This is a genomic window from Nucisporomicrobium flavum, from assembly GCF_016464385.1.
GTDB lineage: Bacteria > Actinomycetota > Actinomycetes > Mycobacteriales > Micromonosporaceae > Actinoplanes > Actinoplanes flavus_A.
In genome coordinates, this window is sequence record NZ_JADMLH010000003.1 from 753,604 (window position 1) to 771,903 (window position 18,300).

The 18,300-nt window shown below is 71.5% G+C and carries 13 protein-coding genes; 9 read left to right on the plus strand and 4 right to left on the minus strand.

Going from position 1 to position 18,300, the window contains the following annotated elements:
• Nucleotides 1-17: 17 nt before the first annotated feature.
• The 6 genes from IT780_RS11505 to IT780_RS11530 are packed head-to-tail and all read left to right on the plus strand — an operon-like array spanning nt 18 to nt 6,388.
• A complete protein-coding gene (locus IT780_RS11505) occupies nt 18-1,550 on the plus strand; it encodes an amino acid adenylation domain-containing protein (RefSeq protein ID WP_199511420.1) in 1,533 nt (510 codons plus the stop codon).
• Between the two features lie 28 nt (nt 1,551-1,578).
• On the plus strand, nt 1,579-1,806 hold the full coding sequence (locus IT780_RS11510; protein WP_199511421.1) for a phosphopantetheine-binding protein: 228 nt from the start codon (nt 1,579-1,581) through the stop codon (nt 1,804-1,806).
• 6 nt (nt 1,807-1,812) lie between these two features.
• Nucleotides 1,813-3,057 (plus strand): ATP-grasp domain-containing protein, encoded by a 1,245-nt coding sequence (locus tag IT780_RS11515; protein WP_199511422.1) that lies wholly within the window; start codon nt 1,813-1,815, stop codon nt 3,055-3,057.
• 39 nt (nt 3,058-3,096) lie between these two features.
• Nucleotides 3,097-4,260, plus strand: a complete 1,164-nt coding sequence (locus IT780_RS11520; RefSeq protein WP_199511423.1) for an MFS transporter — start codon at nt 3,097-3,099, stop codon at nt 4,258-4,260.
• Nucleotides 4,251-5,444, plus strand: a complete 1,194-nt coding sequence (locus tag IT780_RS11525; protein WP_199511424.1) for a condensation domain-containing protein — start codon at nt 4,251-4,253, stop codon at nt 5,442-5,444. Before IT780_RS11520 ends, IT780_RS11525 begins: the two co-directional genes overlap by 10 nt.
• Nucleotides 5,441-6,388, plus strand: coding sequence for a 4-(cytidine 5'-diphospho)-2-C-methyl-D-erythritol kinase (locus IT780_RS11530; protein ID WP_199511425.1), 948 nt, complete (start codon nt 5,441-5,443; stop codon nt 6,386-6,388). Before IT780_RS11525 ends, IT780_RS11530 begins: the two co-directional genes overlap by 4 nt.
• On the opposite strand, the gene ispF is transcribed toward IT780_RS11530, so the two are convergent.
• From ispF to IT780_RS11545, 3 genes are read right to left on the minus strand one after another with little or no spacing between them, the layout of a single operon-like run.
• Entirely contained in the window at nt 6,366-6,863 is a 498-nt protein-coding gene (ispF, locus tag IT780_RS11535; protein WP_199511426.1) for a 2-C-methyl-D-erythritol 2,4-cyclodiphosphate synthase, read from the minus strand. The genes IT780_RS11530 and ispF overlap by 23 nt on opposite strands.
• A 38-nt stretch (nt 6,864-6,901) precedes the next feature.
• Entirely contained in the window at nt 6,902-8,557 is a 1,656-nt protein-coding gene (locus IT780_RS11540; RefSeq protein ID WP_199511427.1) for a PQQ-dependent sugar dehydrogenase, read from the minus strand.
• A gap of 12 nt (nt 8,558-8,569) precedes the next feature.
• Nucleotides 8,570-9,592, minus strand: coding sequence for an SMP-30/gluconolactonase/LRE family protein (locus tag IT780_RS11545; RefSeq protein WP_199511428.1), 1,023 nt, complete (start codon nt 9,590-9,592; stop codon nt 8,570-8,572).
• Between the two features lie 98 nt (nt 9,593-9,690).
• Here IT780_RS11545 and IT780_RS11550 point away from each other — a divergent pair, with 98 nt between their 5' ends.
• The 3 genes from IT780_RS11550 (at nt 9,691) to IT780_RS11560 (ending at nt 14,735) form a co-directional block, all read left to right on the plus strand.
• The gene (locus tag IT780_RS11550) at nt 9,691-11,094 is read left to right on the plus strand and encodes a non-reducing end alpha-L-arabinofuranosidase family hydrolase (protein ID WP_199511429.1); all 1,404 of its coding nucleotides are present in this window, start codon (nt 9,691-9,693) and stop codon (nt 11,092-11,094) included.
• Nucleotides 11,091-12,272 (plus strand): cellulose binding domain-containing protein, encoded by a 1,182-nt coding sequence (locus IT780_RS11555; RefSeq protein WP_199511430.1) that lies wholly within the window; start codon nt 11,091-11,093, stop codon nt 12,270-12,272. Before IT780_RS11550 ends, IT780_RS11555 begins: the two co-directional genes overlap by 4 nt.
• 69 nt (nt 12,273-12,341) lie before the next feature.
• Nucleotides 12,342-14,735, plus strand: a complete 2,394-nt coding sequence (locus tag IT780_RS11560) for a ricin-type beta-trefoil lectin domain protein (protein ID WP_199511431.1) — start codon at nt 12,342-12,344, stop codon at nt 14,733-14,735.
• 42 nt (nt 14,736-14,777) lie between these two features.
• On the opposite strand, the gene IT780_RS11565 is transcribed toward IT780_RS11560, so the two are convergent.
• Nucleotides 14,778-18,062: a TIR domain-containing protein gene (locus IT780_RS11565; RefSeq protein WP_199511432.1), complete on the minus strand. Its 3,285-nt coding sequence runs from the start codon at nt 18,060-18,062 to the stop codon at nt 14,778-14,780.
• Between the last annotated feature and the right edge of the window lie 238 nt (nt 18,063-18,300).

The following is an 18,300-nucleotide window of genomic DNA, read 5'->3' on the forward strand; positions in this document are numbered from 1 at the left end:
TGAGGAAGGAAGCCACAGTGAGCACCCCGACTTTGTACGACCGGTTCGCCGGGACGGTGCGGCGACGGCCGGACGAGATCGCCCTGGAGGTTGCGGACCACCGGCTGACGTACCGGCAGCTGGCAGACGCCGCGGACGGCCTGGCCGCCCTGCTGCAGGCCTCGGGCTCGGACCGGCCCCGCAGGGTCGGCGTGCTGGCGGGACGGAGCTTGACTGCGTACGCCGGATATCTCGCGGCGCTGCGCATCGGCGCGACCGTCGTGCCGCTGAACCCGGCGTTCCCCGCGGCGCGCATCGCCCTGTTGTGCGCTCGGGCCGAGGTGGACGTCGTTGTCACGGACGTCGAGGCACCCTCTGGGCTGCCGGAAGCCACGGCCGTGGTCGTCGTACGCGATGACGCCCCCGCTCTGTCGGCGGCCGGACCGGACGCGGCCGTCGCCCTCCCGCCGGCGTCCACCGAGATCGCCTACCTGCTGTTCACCTCCGGCTCCACCGGCGTGCCCAAGGGCGTGCCGATCACGCACGCCAACACCGTGGAGTACCTGGACCTGAGCATCGCCCGGTACGGTGCCGGCCCCGGATGCCGGTTCTCGCAGTCGTTCGACCTGACGTTCGACCCGTCGCTTTTCGATCTCTTCGTCGCATGGGGCTCCGGGGCGACGGTTGTGGTGCCCCGGCGGGACGAGCTGATGGCGCCCGTCGACTACATCAACCGCAAGGGCATCACCCACTGGTACTCCGTGCCGTGGTTCGCGGCCATGGCGGACCGGCTCGGACTGCTGGTCGCGGGTGCGATGCCGAACCTGCGCTGGAGCTTGTTCGCCGGCGACCGGCTGACCCTCGACGAGGCCGCTGCCTGGCAGCGCGCGGCGCCCGGCAGCACGGTGGAGAACACCTACGGGCCGACCGAACTCACCGTGACGTGTACCGCCTATCGTCTCCCTGCGGACCGCGCCGCCTGGCCCGTCACCGCGAACGGCACCGTCCCCATCGGAGATGTCTACCCCCACCTCGAGGCGGTGGTCCTGGATGAGAACGGGTGCGAAGCGGACGAAGGCGAGCTGTGCGTACGCGGCCCGCAGCGGTTCGGGGGATACCTCGACCCCGCCGACAACGCGGGGCGCTTCCTGGCCTGGGACGGGCACACGAGTTACCCGTACGACGGAGCCGGCCCGCTCGACGCGACGCTCTGGTACCGCACCGGCGACCGTGTCCGGACCGGCAGCTCCGGCCTGGTCCACCTCGGCCGGCTCGACCACCAGGTCAAAGTGCAGGGCTGCCGCATCGAGCTGGGCGAGATCGAGGCCCTGGTCCGTGCGCACGACACCGTCGACGACGCCATCGTGCTCGCCGTCCCGGGACGGCGCGGCGGCCTGGAGATCGTCGCGGCGGTGACCGGCAGAGCGGTACGCACCGCGGACCTCACGTCGTCCCTTCGCACGCAATTGCCCAAGTACATGGTTCCGAGCCGGATCCAGCATCTACCGGCGATGCCGCTCAACGACAGCCGGAAGATCGACCGCCTGCGCCTGGCTGCGGCGTTCGCGTGAGGTCCACGACGCACAGCAAGGAGAGAGCATGAACGGGGAACTGACAGCAGAGGCCGCCCTCCGGCAGATCTGGACCGAGGTCCTGGAACTGGACGAGGTCGACGCCGCCGACAACTTCTTCGACCTCGGTGCCGACAGCATGCAGGCCGTCGAGGTCGTCCTGAGGGCCCGGGAGAACGGTCTTCGCATCGAGGTTCCGGACCTGTTCACCACGGACACGCTGGCCGAGCTCGCCACGCTCGCCGGTGGACGGTAGGCGGCGGTGACGACGCCAACCGTTGCCGTGGTGTACGGATTCGGCGCCGCCGGCCCGGCACAGATCGCCAAGGCCGCGCGCGACCTGGCCGACGTGTGGTTCGTGGTGGACAGTCGCGACGAGAGCACCCGCGCGGTCGCGGACATGCTGCCGCGCTTCGGGGCCGGCGTGGTGGATCTGGCCACCGCCACGGATGCGGACCTGCGGCGGCTGCTCGCCTGCGCCGAGGGCATCACCACGTTCGCCGAGGACTGCATCCAGCGGACCAGCCGCATCGCCGCGTTGCTCGGCCTGCCGTACCACGACGAGCCGACCGCTCGGCTGCTGACCGACAAGCACCTGCAGCGCGAGGCGCTGAACCTGGCTCTTCGGGCCGCGACGCCCGCGACGGTCGTCCGCACCCGCGCCGACCTGGCACCGGCCGCGGCGGCCGTGGGGTTCCCCCTCGTGGCCAAACCGCTGACCGGCAGTGCGAGCGCTTTCACCTACCGCTGCGACAGCGTGGCCGATCTGGAGCTGCGGCTGGGCGACGCCCTGGACCGCGGGGACGGTGCCGCCTGGGCCGTCGAGGCGCTGCTCACGCCGGGACACCATCCGGCCGGTGACTTCCTCGCCGACTACGTCTCCGTCGAGTCGCTGGCCGTCGGTAGCGTGGTCAGGCACCTCGCCATCACCGACAAATTGCCTCTGGCCCGGCCGTTCCGGGAGACCGGCATGGTGTCGCCGACCGCGCTCCCGCCCGGCGTCCAGGCCGACGTGCTCACCCTGGCCGGTGACGCGGTACGCGCTCTCGGTGTACGGCACGGCCTGACGCACACCGAGGTGAAACTGACCCCCGACGGACCGCGGATCATCGAGGTCAACGGACGCCTGGGCGGCTTCGTCGCTCGCCTCATCGACCGTGCCTCCGGGCTGGATCTCGTGCGTCTGGGCCTGCTGGCCGCCCTGGGGCTGCCGACCGGTTGCCCGGAACCGGTGTTCCGGTCGGCGGCGGTGTGGTTCGGCATCGTGCCGCCGCAGTCGCGGGTGAAGGTCGCCGCGGTGCCCCCGTCCCGGGACCTTCGCGCCCTGCCCGGGGTGTGGCGGGTGGACCGCTTCACCGAGGCGGGCGACGTGCTCGACTGGGAGTACGGCAGCGGCCAGCGCGTCGCAGACCTATGGGTGGACGCGCCGGGCCTGGATGCCGTGCCGCCGCTGCTCGACCGGCTCGCCGCCGAAGCCGCGGGCGTCGTGTCCTTCGAACGGATCTGAGACACAGTGTCCCGGACCTACCGTGTGCTCGCACTCGGCATGCTCGTCACGTCCGTCGGACGCGGGCTGTACGTTCCGGCCAGCGTCCTCTACTTCAGGGCCGAGCTGGGGCTCTCCGCCAATCAGATCGGTCTTGCCCTCGCCTTCGCGGGAGCCGGCGCCCTGCTCGGCGCACCGCGGCTGGGCGCCGTGGTGGACCGGGCCCGGCGGCCCCGGAACATCGCCGTCGCGTACGGGCTTGCGCACAGTGCTGCGATGGTCGCGCTGCTGGCGGCCGACACGTACACGGTCTTCATCGCGGTCGTGGCCGTGCTCGGAGCAGTCGAGCGCGGCAGTTCCGTGGCCCGGCAGGCGCTGGTCGCCCTGCTGTTCCCGCCGTCCGAGCGGGTGCTCACGCAGGCCCGGCTGCGAACCGTGGCAAACGTGGGGATCTCCGCCGGTGCGCTCCTCGCGGCCCTGGCCATGGCCTCCGGATCCGTCACCGGCTACGGCCTGCTCATCGCGGGCAACGGCGTTGCCTTGCTCTGCCTCGCGCTGCTGCTCCTGCGGCTGCCGCCGGCCGAGCGGCCGGCCACGGAGGCCGAGCCCCCGGAGTGGCACGCCGTGCTGCACGATCGGCCGTTCCTGACCGTGGTGTTGCTCAACGGCGGGTTGTCGCTGCACGGTGCGATCCTCAACGTCGGGCTGCCGCTCTGGGTGACGCTACGGATCGGCGCGCCGGTGTGGCTGGTACCGGCCCTCTACGCCACCAACACCGTGCTCACCGTGCTGCTGCAGGTACGCGCCGCCGGCCGGGCCGGTACACCGGCGGAGGCCGCCGATGTGCTCCGCTGGTCCGGATTGTTCACCGCCGCGGCGTGCCTGACGATGCTCGTCTCCGCGTGGCTGCCGCTCTCCGCCGCGGTAGCGGTGCTCGTGGCCGGCGTCGTCCTGCTGACGGCGGGCGAGGTCACGCAGGCCGCGGGCGGCTGGGGGCTCGCGTACGGGCTGATCCGCGGCCGCTCCGAGGGCGCCTACCTGGGCGCGTTCTCCATGGGCACGGGCCTGCAGGATCTCGCCGGGCCGTTGATCGTCACCGCCGTCCTGGTCGGGCAGCCGGTGGCAGGCCCTCTGATCACGGCGGCCGCCCTCACCGCGGTCGCCTTCGCCGTGCCGCGTGTCTTCCACCGCTCCTACTCCCGTCAGGAGGTCCTGTGCAGCTGACCGCCATCCCGCTCGCTGCCAACCAGGCAGGGCGCATTGCGCTGGCCCTGGGTCCGCACCGCTGGCTGAAGTCACCGTGTTACTTCGGCGTGTGGATCCGCGGCGAGGCCGATCCGGCCCTGCTCGGCCGCGCCCTCGACCAGCTCGTGCGGCGGCACAGCGCCCTCCGCTACCGGATCGACCCGGAGCGGCGAGTGGCCGTGTGCGATCCGCCGGACGGCTGGCCGCTGCGGGTCGCTGATCTGCGCGGCAAGGACGTGCCGACGCTTCTCGAGGCGGAGCTCGACCGGCTGCGTGCTCCGTTCCCGCTGGACAGCGCACCGCTGCGCCGGGCGGTCCTGGTTCGCTGTACGGACACGTCCGCACTGCTCGGCATCGCCGTCGACCACATCGTCTTCGACGGCGGGTCTGTGTCGCCGTTCCTGCGCGACCTGGAACTGTTGTGCGGCGGCGCGGCCGACATCGACGGCTCGGACTACACGACCTTCGGTGCGCGTGAAGCCTCATGGCTGTCGGCTCCGGACGGCGCGGCTGGGCTCGCGTACTGGCGGGAGCGGATTCCGGCGGCCGGACCGTTCTCCACCGGGCCGCTGCGGCGGGACGGTCCGTCCCGGCCGGCCCTTCGGTGGTCCGGTGAGGTCACCAACGCGCCTCGGCGTCCATTCCTGCTGCTCGTGGCGGCCCTCACGGCGGCCCTCCGGCGCCGGCAGCCGCGCACGCCGCTGGGCCTGGTCTTCCCGATCTCGCGTCGCGTCTGGCCCGGGACCCGGCAGGCGATCGGTTACTACAACAACCGCGTCTATCTGGACCTACCGTACGACCAGCCTCCGGACGCCCTCCTTGCCGCCGTACGGGAGAACGTCTCCCGGGCGCTCCAGCACAGCATGGTTCCGTTCGAGGCCGTTCTCCCGCCGGATCTGTATGACCGTCGCCCGGACACGCCCCACCTGTTTCTGAACGTCGCCGAGGATCCCCGGTCGCCCGTGCTGCCCGGCGCCGAGACGGAATTCACCTGGCTGCCACGCGGAACGGCACCGGCGACCATCCACGGCATCACGCTGAACTGCCGCGTTCGCCCGGGGGCGCTGACCCTGGACGCGGTGTACGACCCCGGCCGCATCGACGGCCCCAGCCTTGAGTCCACTCTGGAAGAGGTAGCTCACATGATGGTGGGTGTGCGATGAACGCTGTCACCGTACGGGTTCCCGCAAAGGTCAACTTGCAGTTCGCCGTAGGTGCCCGTGGTGCCGACGGCTTCCACGATCTGGTCACGGTGTTCCAGGCGGTCTCGCTCTACGACGAGGTCTCGGTCACCCCGGCCGACATGCTGCAGGTGTCGGTGACCGGCGATTCCCGCATCGGTGCGCCCGCGGTGCCGTGCGACCCGACCAATCTGGCCGCGCGTGCCGCGATCGCGCTGGCCGCTTACACAGGCCGGGCGCCGACCGTGTCGATCCGGATCCGAAAGCACATCCCGGTCGCCGGTGGCATGGCGGGCGGCAGTGCGGACGCGGCTGCGACGCTGGTCGCCTGCGACCTGCTGTGGGAGACCGGGTGCAGCCGCGCGGAGTTGTCCGCGATCGCCGCGGATCTCGGCAGCGACGTGCCGTTCATGCTGCACGGCGGCACCGCTGTGGGCCGCGGACGGGGTCACCTGTTGGAGCCGATGGTCAGCTCCGGACCGTTCCACTGGGTGATAGCGGGTACGAACCGCGGCCTGCTCACCGTGGACGTCTACGGGGCGCACAGCCGCTTCCGCGCCGCAGCCCGTGGCCGGGTGGCGGCACTGCCGGATGGGCCCACGGACGGGCTCCGCGACGCGCTCGTGACCGGCGACCCGAAGGCGCTCGCCGCGGAGATGTACACCGACCTGCAGGCGACCGCGCTACGGCTGCGCCCCCAGCTGGGCCGGCTGCTGGACTTCGGCGTCGAGCAGGGCGCATTGCGCGGGCTGATCTCCGGCACAGGGCCCAGCTGCGCCTTCCTCGTCGCGTCAGCCGACGAGGCGCGGCGGCTGCAGGGCCGGTTGGAGACCTTCGAGGGTTGCACGCGCGCCCTCACCGTGTACGGCCCGGTCGGCGGGATCGAAGTCGTCGCATCGCCTGTCAAAGAGGTCTGTCAGCGATGAACGGGTCGCACGACAGCAGCGCGACAGCCACTGCGGCGAGACCTTCACCGCGGCCGGTCAGCCCCAGGTGGTCCGTGGTGGTCCCCGAGACCGTCGTCGGGGCGCCCACGGCCTCCGACAGGATCCGCTCAGCCTCCGCGCGACGTGTGCTGATCCGCGGGCCCACGCCGATCACCTGGATCGAGACGTTGACGACGGACATGTTCGCGGCGCGCACCAGCTCGGCCGTGGCGGCCAGCATGGCGGTGCCCGATGCTCCGGCCCACTCCGGCCGGTCGGTGCCGAAGTTGCTGCCCAGGTCGCCGAGTCCGGCAGCGCTGAACATGGCGTCGCAGGCGGCGTGGGCCGCCACATCGGCATTGGTGTGCCCGATCAGGCCGGTCTCGCCCTCCCAGAGCAGCCCGGCGACCCAACAGGGGCGGCCCGTCTCGAAGGCATGGACGTCGACACCTATGCCGACCCGCGTATCGACCATGCCGGCGAGACTACGTGAGGCCGGAATGCCGGCCGGGCTCAGTCCTGTCCCAGGGTCACCGTGAAGATCTTCGCGTTGCTGTTGTTGGGCACGCTGTCCTTGTCGCCGCCGGGGCTGCTGGTCAGCCACAGGTTCCCGTCGTTCGACGGCTCGACGGTCCGCAGCCGGCCGTACGTGCCGACGAAGTACTGCTGGACGTCCGTGAGGGTGTCGCCGCTGATCACCGCTCGGTACATGCGGGCGCCGCGGAGGCAGGCGATGTAGAGGACGTCGTGGACGATGGCGATGCCGCTGCAGGAGGCCGACGCGACCGGGTACGTGCGTACCGGCGCCACCAGGCCGGGGTCGGAGCAGTCGCCGCTGGTGCCCTCGCAGGCCGGCCAGCCGTAGTTGCCGCCCTTGACGATGAGGTTGGTCTCGTCCATGACGTTGTTGCCGAACTCCTGCTCCCAGAGCCGGCCCCGGGAGTCGAAGGCGAGCCCCTGCGGGTTGCGGTGCCCGTAGCTCCACACGTAGCTGCCGGGGAACGGGTTGTCGGCCGGTACGCCCCCGTCCGGCCGGAGCCGCAGCACCTTGCCGCCGAGGTTGGCGAGGTCCTGGGCCTGGTCGGGGTCCTGGCCGTCGCCGGCCGCGGCGTACAGCATGCCGTCCGGGCCGAACCGGAGCCGGCCGCCGTTGTGGTACTTGTTGCGCGGGATCCCGGTCAGCAGCACCTCGAGCGTGTCGGTCTGCAGGGTGCCGTCGTAGCGGATGCGGACGATCCGGTTGTCCGTGGCCGTGGTGTGGTAGGCGTACAGCCACCGGTCGGTCTCGAAGTCCGGTCCGATCGCCAGGCCCAGCAGGCCACCTTCGCCGTTGGTGCCTTCCACCCCGGGTACGGTGCCGATGCTGTGCTTGCCGCTGCCGTCCGGGTTCATCGCGATGACGTCGAAGACGTCACGCTGTCCGTAGAGGACCGTGCCGCCGGGAAGCTGGACCAGGCCCCAGGGCAGGTCCGGCTCGGTGGTCACCACGGCGGCGCCGCACACCGGGTTGGTGCAGCTCGCGCCGGTGGAGACGGTGACCGTGGCGCTCCGCCGCGAGGCGTTGCCCTGGGCGTCGCGCGCGACCACGGCGTAGCGGTAGTCGGTGTCCGGGCGCAGCCCGCTGTCCGTGTACGAGGTCGCCGGCGGGTTCGCGGCCGAGCCGGTGATGGTGCCGATCGCCACCCCGTCGCGGTACACGACGTACGCGGTGACGGCCACGTTGTCGGTGGCGGCCGTCCAGGTGAGGGCGACTGTGGTGCCGGTGGCTTTGCCTGTCAGCCCGCGGGGGACGGTGGGCGCTTGCTTGTCGACTTGGCAGTAGGGCGGCGTGACGGTCACCGTGGGACCGGCCTGCGACACGTTGCCGGCCGCGTCGCGGGCGTTCACGTACCAGCCCCACGCGACGCCGCCGACCACGGGCAGGGTCGCCGAGGTCGTGGAAGCCGGTACGGACCTCACGAGCTGACCGTCGTGGTAGACGTCGTACGCGTCGACCCCGACGTCGTCGGTCGCGGCCGACCAGGTGAGGGTGACCGAGTCGCAGGTGAGCGCGTCGGCGTGCAGCTCGGCCGGCGCGGTCGGCGGGGTGGTGTCGGCCGGGGCGTCCGGCGGGAGACCGCCGGCCGCCATGAGCGCCGGGAGCAGCACGGCCAGCGTGACAGCACGCATGGAGTTGACCTTTCAGTACGGGTAGCCGGGTACGCCGAGCCGGATGCCGGAGATCCCGTAGTCGCCGGTCCGGCCGGACGTGATGTACAGGGTGCGCCGGTCGGGGCCGCCGAATGCCGCGTTGGTGGCCTCCGGGCCGGACGTGATCGTGCCGAGCCGGGCGCCCGCCGGCGAGAACACGTACACCCGTCCCTCGTTGTGCGAGACCCAGTAGACGTTGCCCGCGCAGTCCACGGTGACCCCGTCCGGGCTGCCGATGGTGGCGAAGACGGTCCGGGCGCCGGTGCTTCCGTCCGGCTGCACGGCGTACGCGTAGATGCGGTTCTCCGAGTACGCGCCGACGTAGAGCGTGCGGCCGTCGGGGGACAGGGCGATGCCGTTGGGCTGCCGTACGGTGTCGTCGACGAGCGAGACCTGCCCGTTCACGACGCGGAAGACCCCGGTCCGGCCGTTCATCTCGTCGGCGCGGCGACCCCGCTGGAAATTGGGATCGGTGAAGTAGACGACCCCGTCGGCGCGGACCGTGACGTCGTTGGGGGAGTTGAACTTGCGGCCCTGATAGTCAGCCGCGATCACCGTGCGGGTGGCGTCGGAGAGCCGGTACGCGGAGACGCCGCGGTTGTCGTGGGTGGCGGCGATGATCTGCTGTCCGTCCGGGCTCAGCGCCAGGCCGTTGCTGCCGGAGGCGGCGACGAACGTCGTGGCCGGTGCCGGCGGGGCCAGGCGGCGGATTGCCGACGGCTGGACCTGCTCGGGCCCGGTGGCCGTGCCGAGGTCGGAGGCGAGCAGGGAGCCCTGGCCGGCGATCCAGACCGGTCCCTCGAGGAACGAGAACCCGCCCTGCATCCGCGTGGCGGACAGCGCCGTGCCGGGCAGGGGCGGCTCGGTGGGGACGCCGGCCGCGCAGACGCCGGGTGGCGCCCCGGGCGGCGTGTCCGGATCGGCGGTGGCGGGGGCGGCCGCGGCGGCGGGGAGGGCCGCTGCACCGGCGAGGAGCAGACCCGCCGCGGCGGCGCGAAAGAGATCGACGAACATGATTGTGAACGTAGCACTTTCCGTTGAGGAATTGGGAGCGCTCCCATACTATGACGAGCATCAATGTTACCGTTCACCTCACGGGCAAGAGAGAAGCCATGACCAGATCAAGATTGGCCACCGTCGTCCTGGCGTCCGCCGGTGCCGTCGTGCTCGCGGCGTCGGCGGCGATCGCCGTGTCGCCGGCGGGCGCCGCGGCCGCGGGGTGCTCGGTCAAGTACGCCGTGTCGTCGCAGTGGCAGGGCGGGTTCAACGCCGACGTGTCGATCACCAACCTCGGTGATCCGCTGTCCGGCTGGACGCTGACGTGGTCCTACGGCGCGGGACAGACCGTGACGCAGGCGTGGAACGCCACGGTGACCCAGAGCGGCTCGGCCGTGACCGCGAAGAACGTCAGCTACAACGGCTCGGTCCCGGCCAACGGCACGGTGTCGTTCGGGTTCAACGGCTCGTGGACCGGCAGCAACCCGGTGCCGACCGCGTTCGCGCTCAACGGCGTGGCCTGCACCGGAGGCACGGTCCCGTCCTCACCGTCCGTACCGTCCGACCCGCCGCCGAGCTCGCCGTCCACCCCGCCCTCGACGCCGCCGGGCAACACCTGCACGCTGCCGTCGAGCTACCGCTGGACGTCGACCGGACCGCTGGCCGAGCCGAAGAACGGGTGGGTGTCTCTGAAGGACTTCACCAACGTCGTCTACAACGGCAAACACCTGGTGTACGCGTCGAACGTCGCCAACGGGTCGTACGGCTCGATGAACTTCGGCCTGTTCACCAACTGGTCGGACATGGCGTCGGCCAGTCAGAACGGGATGAGCCAGGGCACGGTGGCGCCCACGCTGCTGTACTTCGCGCCGAAGAACATCTGGGTGCTGGCGTACCAGTGGGGTCCGACGTCGTTCAGCTACAAGACCTCCACCGATCCGACCAACGCCAACGGCTGGTCCAGCGCTCAGACGCTGTTCACCGGGACTCTTCCGGATGCTCCCTACGGCGTGATCGACCAGACGCTGATCGGTGACGGGCAGAACATGTACCTGTTCTTCGCCGGGGACAACGGCAAGATCTACCGGGCCAGCATGCCGATCGGCAACTTCCCCGGCAGCTTCGGCGCCTCCTACACGACGATCATGAGCGACTCGACCAACAACCTGTTCGAGGCGGTCGAGGTCTACAAGGTGCAGGGGCAGAACCAGTACCTGATGATCGTCGAGGCGATCGGCAGCCAGGGCCGCTACTTCCGCTCGTTCACCGCGAGCAGCCTGAACGGCTCGTGGACCCCGCAGGCCGCCACCGAGAGCAACCCGTTCGCGGGCAAGGCCAACAGCGGCGCCTCCTGGACCAACGACATCAGCCACGGCGACCTGGTCCGGACCAACCCGGACCAGACCAAGACCGTCGACCCGTGCAACCTGCAACTGCTCTACCAAGGCAAGAACCCCAGTGCCGGCGGCGATTACAACAACCTGCCGTGGCGGCCCGGACTGCTCACCATCCAGCGATGAACCGCCGGCGGATGGGCGCGATCGTGGGCGCCGCAGTCATGTCGATCACCGCCGGGGTCATGGCCCTCGGCGCGGCACCGGCCAACGCCGCCGTCGGCGGTTCCGGCCCGTACCCCGCCGACTACGAGACCTCGGCGACCCTGGCCAACCACACGATCTACCGGCCGCAGACGCTGCCGTCCGAGCGTCTCCCGATCTTCGTGTGGGGTAACGGCGGCTGTGCGGCCAACGGCACCGGGCAGATCAACTTCCTCCGGGAGATCTCCTCGCACGGGTTCCTGGTGATCGCCAGCGGGGCTCCGAACGGCTCCGGCTCCACCACGTCGGCCATGCTCACCCAGTCGATCGACTGGGCCGTCGCGGAGAACTCGCGGCAGGGCGGCAAGTACTACGGCCGGCTCGACGTCACGAAGATCGCGGTCGGTGGCTGGTCCTGCGGCGGCCTGGAGGCGTACGCGGTCTCCAACGACCCGCGGGTCACCACGACCCTCATCTTCAGCAGCGGGTTGCTGAACGACGCCGACGACTATCAGCTCCGGCGGCTGACCAGGCCGATCGCCTACTTCATCGGCGGCCAGAGCGACATCGCGTACCCGAACGCCATGGACGACTGGGGCAAGCTGCCGGCCGGTCTGCCCGCCTTCATGGGCAACCTCAACGTCGGGCACGGCGGCACGTACGACCAGGTCAACGGCGGCGAGTTCGGCCGCGTGGCGGTGCTCTGGCTGAAGTGGCGTCTCAAGGGCGACACCGCCGCCGGCACCACCTTCGTCGGCTCCGACTGCGGGCTTTGCCACACCCAGTGGCAGGTACAGCAGAAGAACCTGACGCTCGACGGCGACACCCCGACGACCCCGCCGCCTCCACCACCGAGCGGCGGGACCCCGGGCTGCTCCGCGGTCTACGCGGTGCAGGATCAGTGGAGCGGCGGGTTCGTCGCCTCCGTGACCGTCACGGCGGGATCCAGCGGGGTCACCGGCTGGCGCGTCTCCCTCGGCCTGCCGAGCGGAGCTTCGATCAGCTCGCTCTGGAACGGCGTCGCCACCGGCACCACCGGCACTGTCGTCGTCACGAACCAGAGCTACAACGGACGGCTGGCCGCCGGCCAGAGCACCACCTTCGGTTTCCAGGGCACCGGGAACGGCGGGGGAACCGCCGTCACCTGTACCTCCAACTGAACCGCCCGAGTTCCCTCCGGTCCGGCGAATGCGCGCGCCGGACCGGAGGGCCGGCAGAAGGGGAGCATCATGACGACACCTGCGTACCGGCCGTCCCGCATCTGGGCGGTGGCCGCGGCCCTGGTGCTGGCGATCGCCGGCGTGCTGGTCGCGTCGCCCGCCCCGGCCCGGGCAGCGACCGCCATCACCGTGAACGGTACGTCCGGAGGGCGGGTGTTCGACGGCGTCGGGGCGATCAGCGGCGGTGGCGGCAACAGCCGGCTGCTGATCGACTACCCGGAACCGCAGCGCAGCGACATCCTCGACTACCTGTTCAAGCCGGGGTACGGCGCGGCCATGCAGATCATGAAGGTCGAGATCGGCGGGGACACCAACTCGACGTCCGGCGCGGAACCGAGCCACGAGCACGTCCGCGGCGCGGTGAACTGTGACCGCGGGTACGAATGGTGGCTGATGGGCCAGGCCAAGGCCCGCAACCCCGGCATCAAGCTCGTCGGGCTGTCCTGGGGAGCGCCCGGCTGGATCGGCAACGGCAATTTCTGGTCCAACGACTCGATCGACTACCTCATCGCCTGGCTGGGTTGCGCCGCCTCGCACGGGCTGACGATCGACTACCTCGGCGGCTGGAACGAGCGCGGCCGCGACCTGACCTGGTACAAGAACCTCCGCTCGGCGCTCAACTCCCGGGGCTTCCCGAACGTGAAGATCGTGGCGTCGGACGAGTTCGGGTGGGGCACCGCCGACGACGCCCAGCGTGACCCCGCGTTCGGCAACGCGGTGTCGGTCGTCGGCAGCCACTACGTCTGCGGGTACCGCAGCGCGCAGACCGACTGCCCGAGCTCGGCGAACGCGATCAACTCCGGCAAGACGCTGTGGGCCAGCGAGAACGGCTCCGACGACTACAACGCCGGCGCGCAGGCCCTGGCCCGCGGCATCAACCGGGACTACATCGACGGGAAGATGACCGCGTACCTCAACTGGCCGGTCATCGCCGCGATCACCCCGAACGTGCCCTGGGGCACCACCGGCGTGGCGGTGGCTCCGCAGCCGTGGTCCGGGTACTACTCGATCGGCAAGAACACCTGGGTGATGGCTCAGACCACCCAGTTCACCGCGCCGGGCTGGCGCTATCTGGACGGTGCCAGCGGATATCTCGGCGGCAACAAGGCCAACGGCAGCTACGTGTCCCTGAAGTCGCCCAACAACAGCGACTACAGCACCATCATCGAGACGATGGACGCCGGCTCGGCGCAGGACCTCAGCTTCACCGTCACCGGCGGACTGTCGACGGGCGCCGTACACGTGTGGTCCACGAACGTCCGGTCGAACAACACCGCCGACCACTTCGTGCGGCGCGCCGACATCACGCCGTCGAACGGGACGTTCTCGCTGACCGTCCAGCCCGGGTACGTCTACAGCATCACCACCACCACGGGCCAGGGCAGGGGCACCGCGGTCAGCCCGGGTCAGGGCAGCCTGGCCCTGCCGTACGCCGACGACTTCGACGGGTACCAGAGCGGGCGGGAAGCCAAGTACCTGATGGACCACCAGGGCTCGTTCGAGGTGGTCGCGTGCGGCGGCGGGCGGACCGGCCAGTGCGTACGCCAGATGTCGGAGCAGACGCCGATCTTCTGGACCTCGGGTCACGCCGAGCCGTTCTCCCTGCTGGGCGACCTGAGCTGGCGCAACTACACCGTCTCCTCCGACGTCATGCTGGAGAAGAGCGGCTACCTGCAACTGATCGCGCGGGCCACCAACTACAACCACGAAGGCCCGCAGAACCTCAACGCCTACTACCTGCGCGTCGCGGACAACGGCTCGTGGTCCATCCGCAGCAACAACACCAGTGGCAACCAGCGGACCCTCGCCGGCGGCACCACAGCCGCGCTGGGCACCGGCCGCTGGCACAAGCTGTCGCTGACGGTCAACGGCGGAAGCCTCACCGCGGCCCTCGACGGCACCACGCTGGGCAGCGTCAGCGACTCCGCGTGGGTGGCCGGCCAGATCGGTTACGCCACCGGGCAGGGCGTACCGGCGCAGTTCGACAACCTGACCGTCACCCCGCTGGGGGGCAGTACGTCACCCACCGGGCCGATCCGCGGCTCGGGCTCCAACCGGTGCCTGGACGTCAACGGCGCCAGCCAGAGCGACGGCGCGGCCGTGCAGATCTGGGACTGCAACGGCGGCGCCAACCAGACCTGGACGGCGACCTCCACCAACCAGCTCACCGTGTACGGCAACAAGTGCCTCGACGCGCCGGGGACGGCGGCCGGCACCTCGATCCGCATCTGGTCCTGCACGGGCGGCGCCGGCCAGCAATGGCGGATCAACGCCGACGGCACGATCGTGGGCGTGCAGTCCGGGCTGTGCCTCGACGTGACCGGAGCGGGAACGGCCAACGGCGTCAAGGTCGAGCTGTGGACGTGCAACGGCGGCAGCAACCAGCAGTGGATCAGATCCTGACACCGTCGAGGGACGCTCGATGAAGGCGGCATGCCGGCGCGCTCAGTCGCGCCGGCAGGTCTTCTCGTACGGCACGTCCGGCACGTAGCGGGCCCACTCCTCCCTGGTCAGGCCGCCGGTGATCGCGCAGGCGCGCTCGACCGCGTGGTGGCGGAGCTCGGTGAGGTGCGTCAGGTCCCACACGCCCGCGGTACGGCGTACGCCCGCGGCCAGCCTGTTCCCGTCGGCGCTGAACGCCATCGTGGACGTCGAGCTGACGTCGGCGTCGAGCGCGACCAGGCGGCGGGGGTTGCTGCGGTCGGTGAGGTCCCACAGCAGAACGGCGCCGTCCGCGCCGCCGTTGAGCAGGGTGCGCCCGTCCGGGCTGAGCGTCACCGCGCGGGTCGCGCCCGCCTCGCCGACGATCTGCGCGACGTGGCGCGGTTGTCCGGGATCGGTCGTGTCCCACAGCAGCACGACGCCGTACGAGCCGGCGGTGGCGAGGGTGCCCCCGTCCGCGCTCAGCGACACCTCGTCCAGGGCGCCGGTGGAATCGCTGAGCAGCGCTGCCTTCCGGGGCGCGGCCGGGCTGGTCACGTCCCACAGCTGGACGTTCGCGCCGTTGCTGACGGCCAGGGTCGTCCCGTCGGCGCTGAGGGTCATCGTCTCGACCCCGCTGTCGATGCCCGGGAAGCGGGCCCACCGGCGCAGCGCCCGGTGGTCGGCCACGTTCCACAGCTCCACCGTGCCGTCGCCGAGGCCCACGGCCACGAGCCGTCCGTCGCTGCTGAGCGCCGCCGCGGTGACCGGCGTGGAGCCGGTCATCGTGACGACCGGGCGGCCGGCGGAGAGGTCGGCGGTGTCCCACAGCCGTACGGCGTCGACGCTGCTCGTGATGACGGTGCGCCCGTCCGCGCTGAGCCCGACCGCGTCGAGCGAGTCGAGATGGCCCTCCAACCGGCCCAGCTGCCGCGGCTCGGCGGGACGGGACAGGTCCCACACGAGCGCCGTGCCGTCGTAGCTTCCCGTGACGAAGATGCGTCCGTCGGCGCTGAGGGCGACGCCGCTGATCTCGTCTCTGTGACCGGTGACCTGCGCGAGGCGGCGCGGGCCCGTGCGGTCGCTCAGGTCCCACAGCTGCTCGGTGTAGTTGCGGCCCTCCATCGCCAGCGTCCGCCCGTCGGCGCTGAGGGAGATCGAGTTCACCGGTCCGGAGTAGTCGCTCAGCCGGCCGATCACCACGGGCTGGGCGGGTCGCGCGAGGTCCCAGGCCAGGACGGCGTGGTTCACGTAGCTGGACACGAGGGTGTGCCCGTCCGCGCTCAGCGCGATCGCGTTGACCCACCCGGTGCCGTCGGTCAGCTGGGCCACCCGGCGCGGGTTCCGCCGGTCGCCGAGGTCCCACACCGAGACGGGCCGGTCCTGCTGGCTCACGGCGAGCGTGTCACCGTCGGCGCTGAGCGCCAGGTCGGCCTGCGAGTGCGCGAGCTCGGCCAGCGCGCCCCGCCGCTGCGGGTCGCGGCGGTCGGTCAGGTCCCAGACCACGGTCTCGTTCCACGTGCTGGTCAGCAGGGTGCGCCCGTCGGTGCTGAGCGCCAGGTCCGACACCGTCGCGTCGTCGTCGCCGAGGGTGGCCATGGGGCGGGGGTGCCGGGGATCGGCGAGGTCGTACACCCGCGTGGAGCCGTCCCAGCTGCCGCTGACGAGCGTACGCCCGTCGCCGCTGAGCGCGACCGTGGTGACGGCGTCGGTGTGATCGGCGAGGCCGGCCAGGCGGCGGGGGTGCCGGCGGTCGGTGAGGTCCCACAGCAGGACTTCCCCGTTCCAGCTGCCCGAGGCCAGAAGCGTGGTGTCCCCGCTGAGTGCGACGCCGGCGACGGAGTCGGTGTGGCCGGTGATCCGGGCCAGGCTCCGCGGGGTGCCGCGCTCGGGCAGGTCCCACAGCCGTACGGTGCTGTCCGCGCTCCCGGTCACCAGCAGGCGCCCGTCGGCGCTGAACTCCGTCGAGGTCAACGATCCTGTGTGGCCGGTGAGGGTACCCGCGTAGCGCGTCGCGGCCAGCGTGTTGACCAGCGCGGCCTCGGCGCGGTCCCCCGGGTGCAGCTGCTCCGCGGCGACACCGAGCAGCGTCGCGGTCCGCGGATCGTTCTGCCGGACGGCGTCGGCCTGGCTGATCAGGCGCTGGCTGACGCCGATCCGCTGCTCCGTGCGGGCCACCTTCTTCTGCCGCTGCGCCTCGGCGGCCGCGTCCGCCGCCTTGCGCTGCTCCTCGGCGGCGATGGCGCGCTGGCGCTCAGCCTCCTTCGCCGCGCGGTCCGCCCGGGCCTGCTGCCGGTCGGCGAGGTCACGTTGCCGCTGCGCCTCGGCCGCGGCGTCCGCCGCCTTGCGCTGCTGTTCCACGGCGAGAACCCGCTGGCGCTCGGCTTCCGCCGAGGCGCGGTCGGCCCGGGTCTGCTGCCGGCTCGCGTCGGCCGCGGCCTGCTCGGCGCTGTCCTGCTGCCGGTCCGCCTCGGCGGCGGCCTGCTCGGCGTTGCCCTGCTGCCGGCGGGCGTCCGCGGCGGCCTGCTGAGCACGGTCCTGCTCGTCCCCGGCGAGCTGCTGCTGACGGTGCGCCTCGGCCGCGTACGCCGCGGCGGAGTCGCGCTGCCGTTCGGCGAGCTGCTGCTGCCGCGACGCTTCGACCGCCGAGGAGGCCGCCGTACGCGCGTTGCGCACCGCGAGCGCCCCCGTGGCGCCGGCCAGCACGATGAGCAGGCCCATGACCAGGAGAACGCCGCGCCGCAACCAGGTCACCTGGCGGTGCCGGGCGACGTCCTCGCTGTCCAGGTCCTCTTTGCTCATGCCGTGCATGGCGGCGGCGAGCTCGGCGACGGCCTCGCGGAACCGGCCGTGGTCCAGGCCGAGCTCGCCCTCCGAACGGGCCCAGCGCAGGTCGAGGTGGCGAGGCTCCTCGCGGAACACACCGCGCAGCGCGGGCGGTACAGCCGTCGACAGCTCCCAGTCGAAGTCGCCACGGTCGGCGTCCCACACCCACTCGCCGGACGTCACGACGGGCAGGAGCCGGTCCACCGGGTGCTGCGCCAGCCAGGCCTCGACCTCCTGGTTGACCCAGCGTGACTCCGCCGCCTCCGGGCACGCCATGAGCACGAAGTACTGCGAACCGGAGAGCGCCGCCCGGATCGACGACCACAGCGCCGGGCTGACCCCGAGGCCGGTCTGGTCGCGGAACACCTCCAGCGCCCGGCGCCGGTGCCACGGCCTCGCCAGCCGCTGCAGGCCGCGCTGCAATGCCGGCGCCAGGGCGCCGTCGGCCGCATGGCTGTAGGAGATGAAGGCGTCATAAGCCATCTCGAGGCCCCCCGTCGCGAGTTCGCGCCAGATTGTGCCGCAGCACTGTGGGGTACGTCGATGGCGGCCGACCGGACGGGCCGGCCGAAGGCTGTTGCAGGACAGGTTGCCCGTCGCTCTCCGTGTCGCTGTGGCGTCCCGATTCCCCCGTACGCTTGCGTAATCGGGCGAGGGCCACCTGCCCCTGCAACGACGACAATGCTCGCCGACGGATCTTGTACGAAGCATGGGATACTGG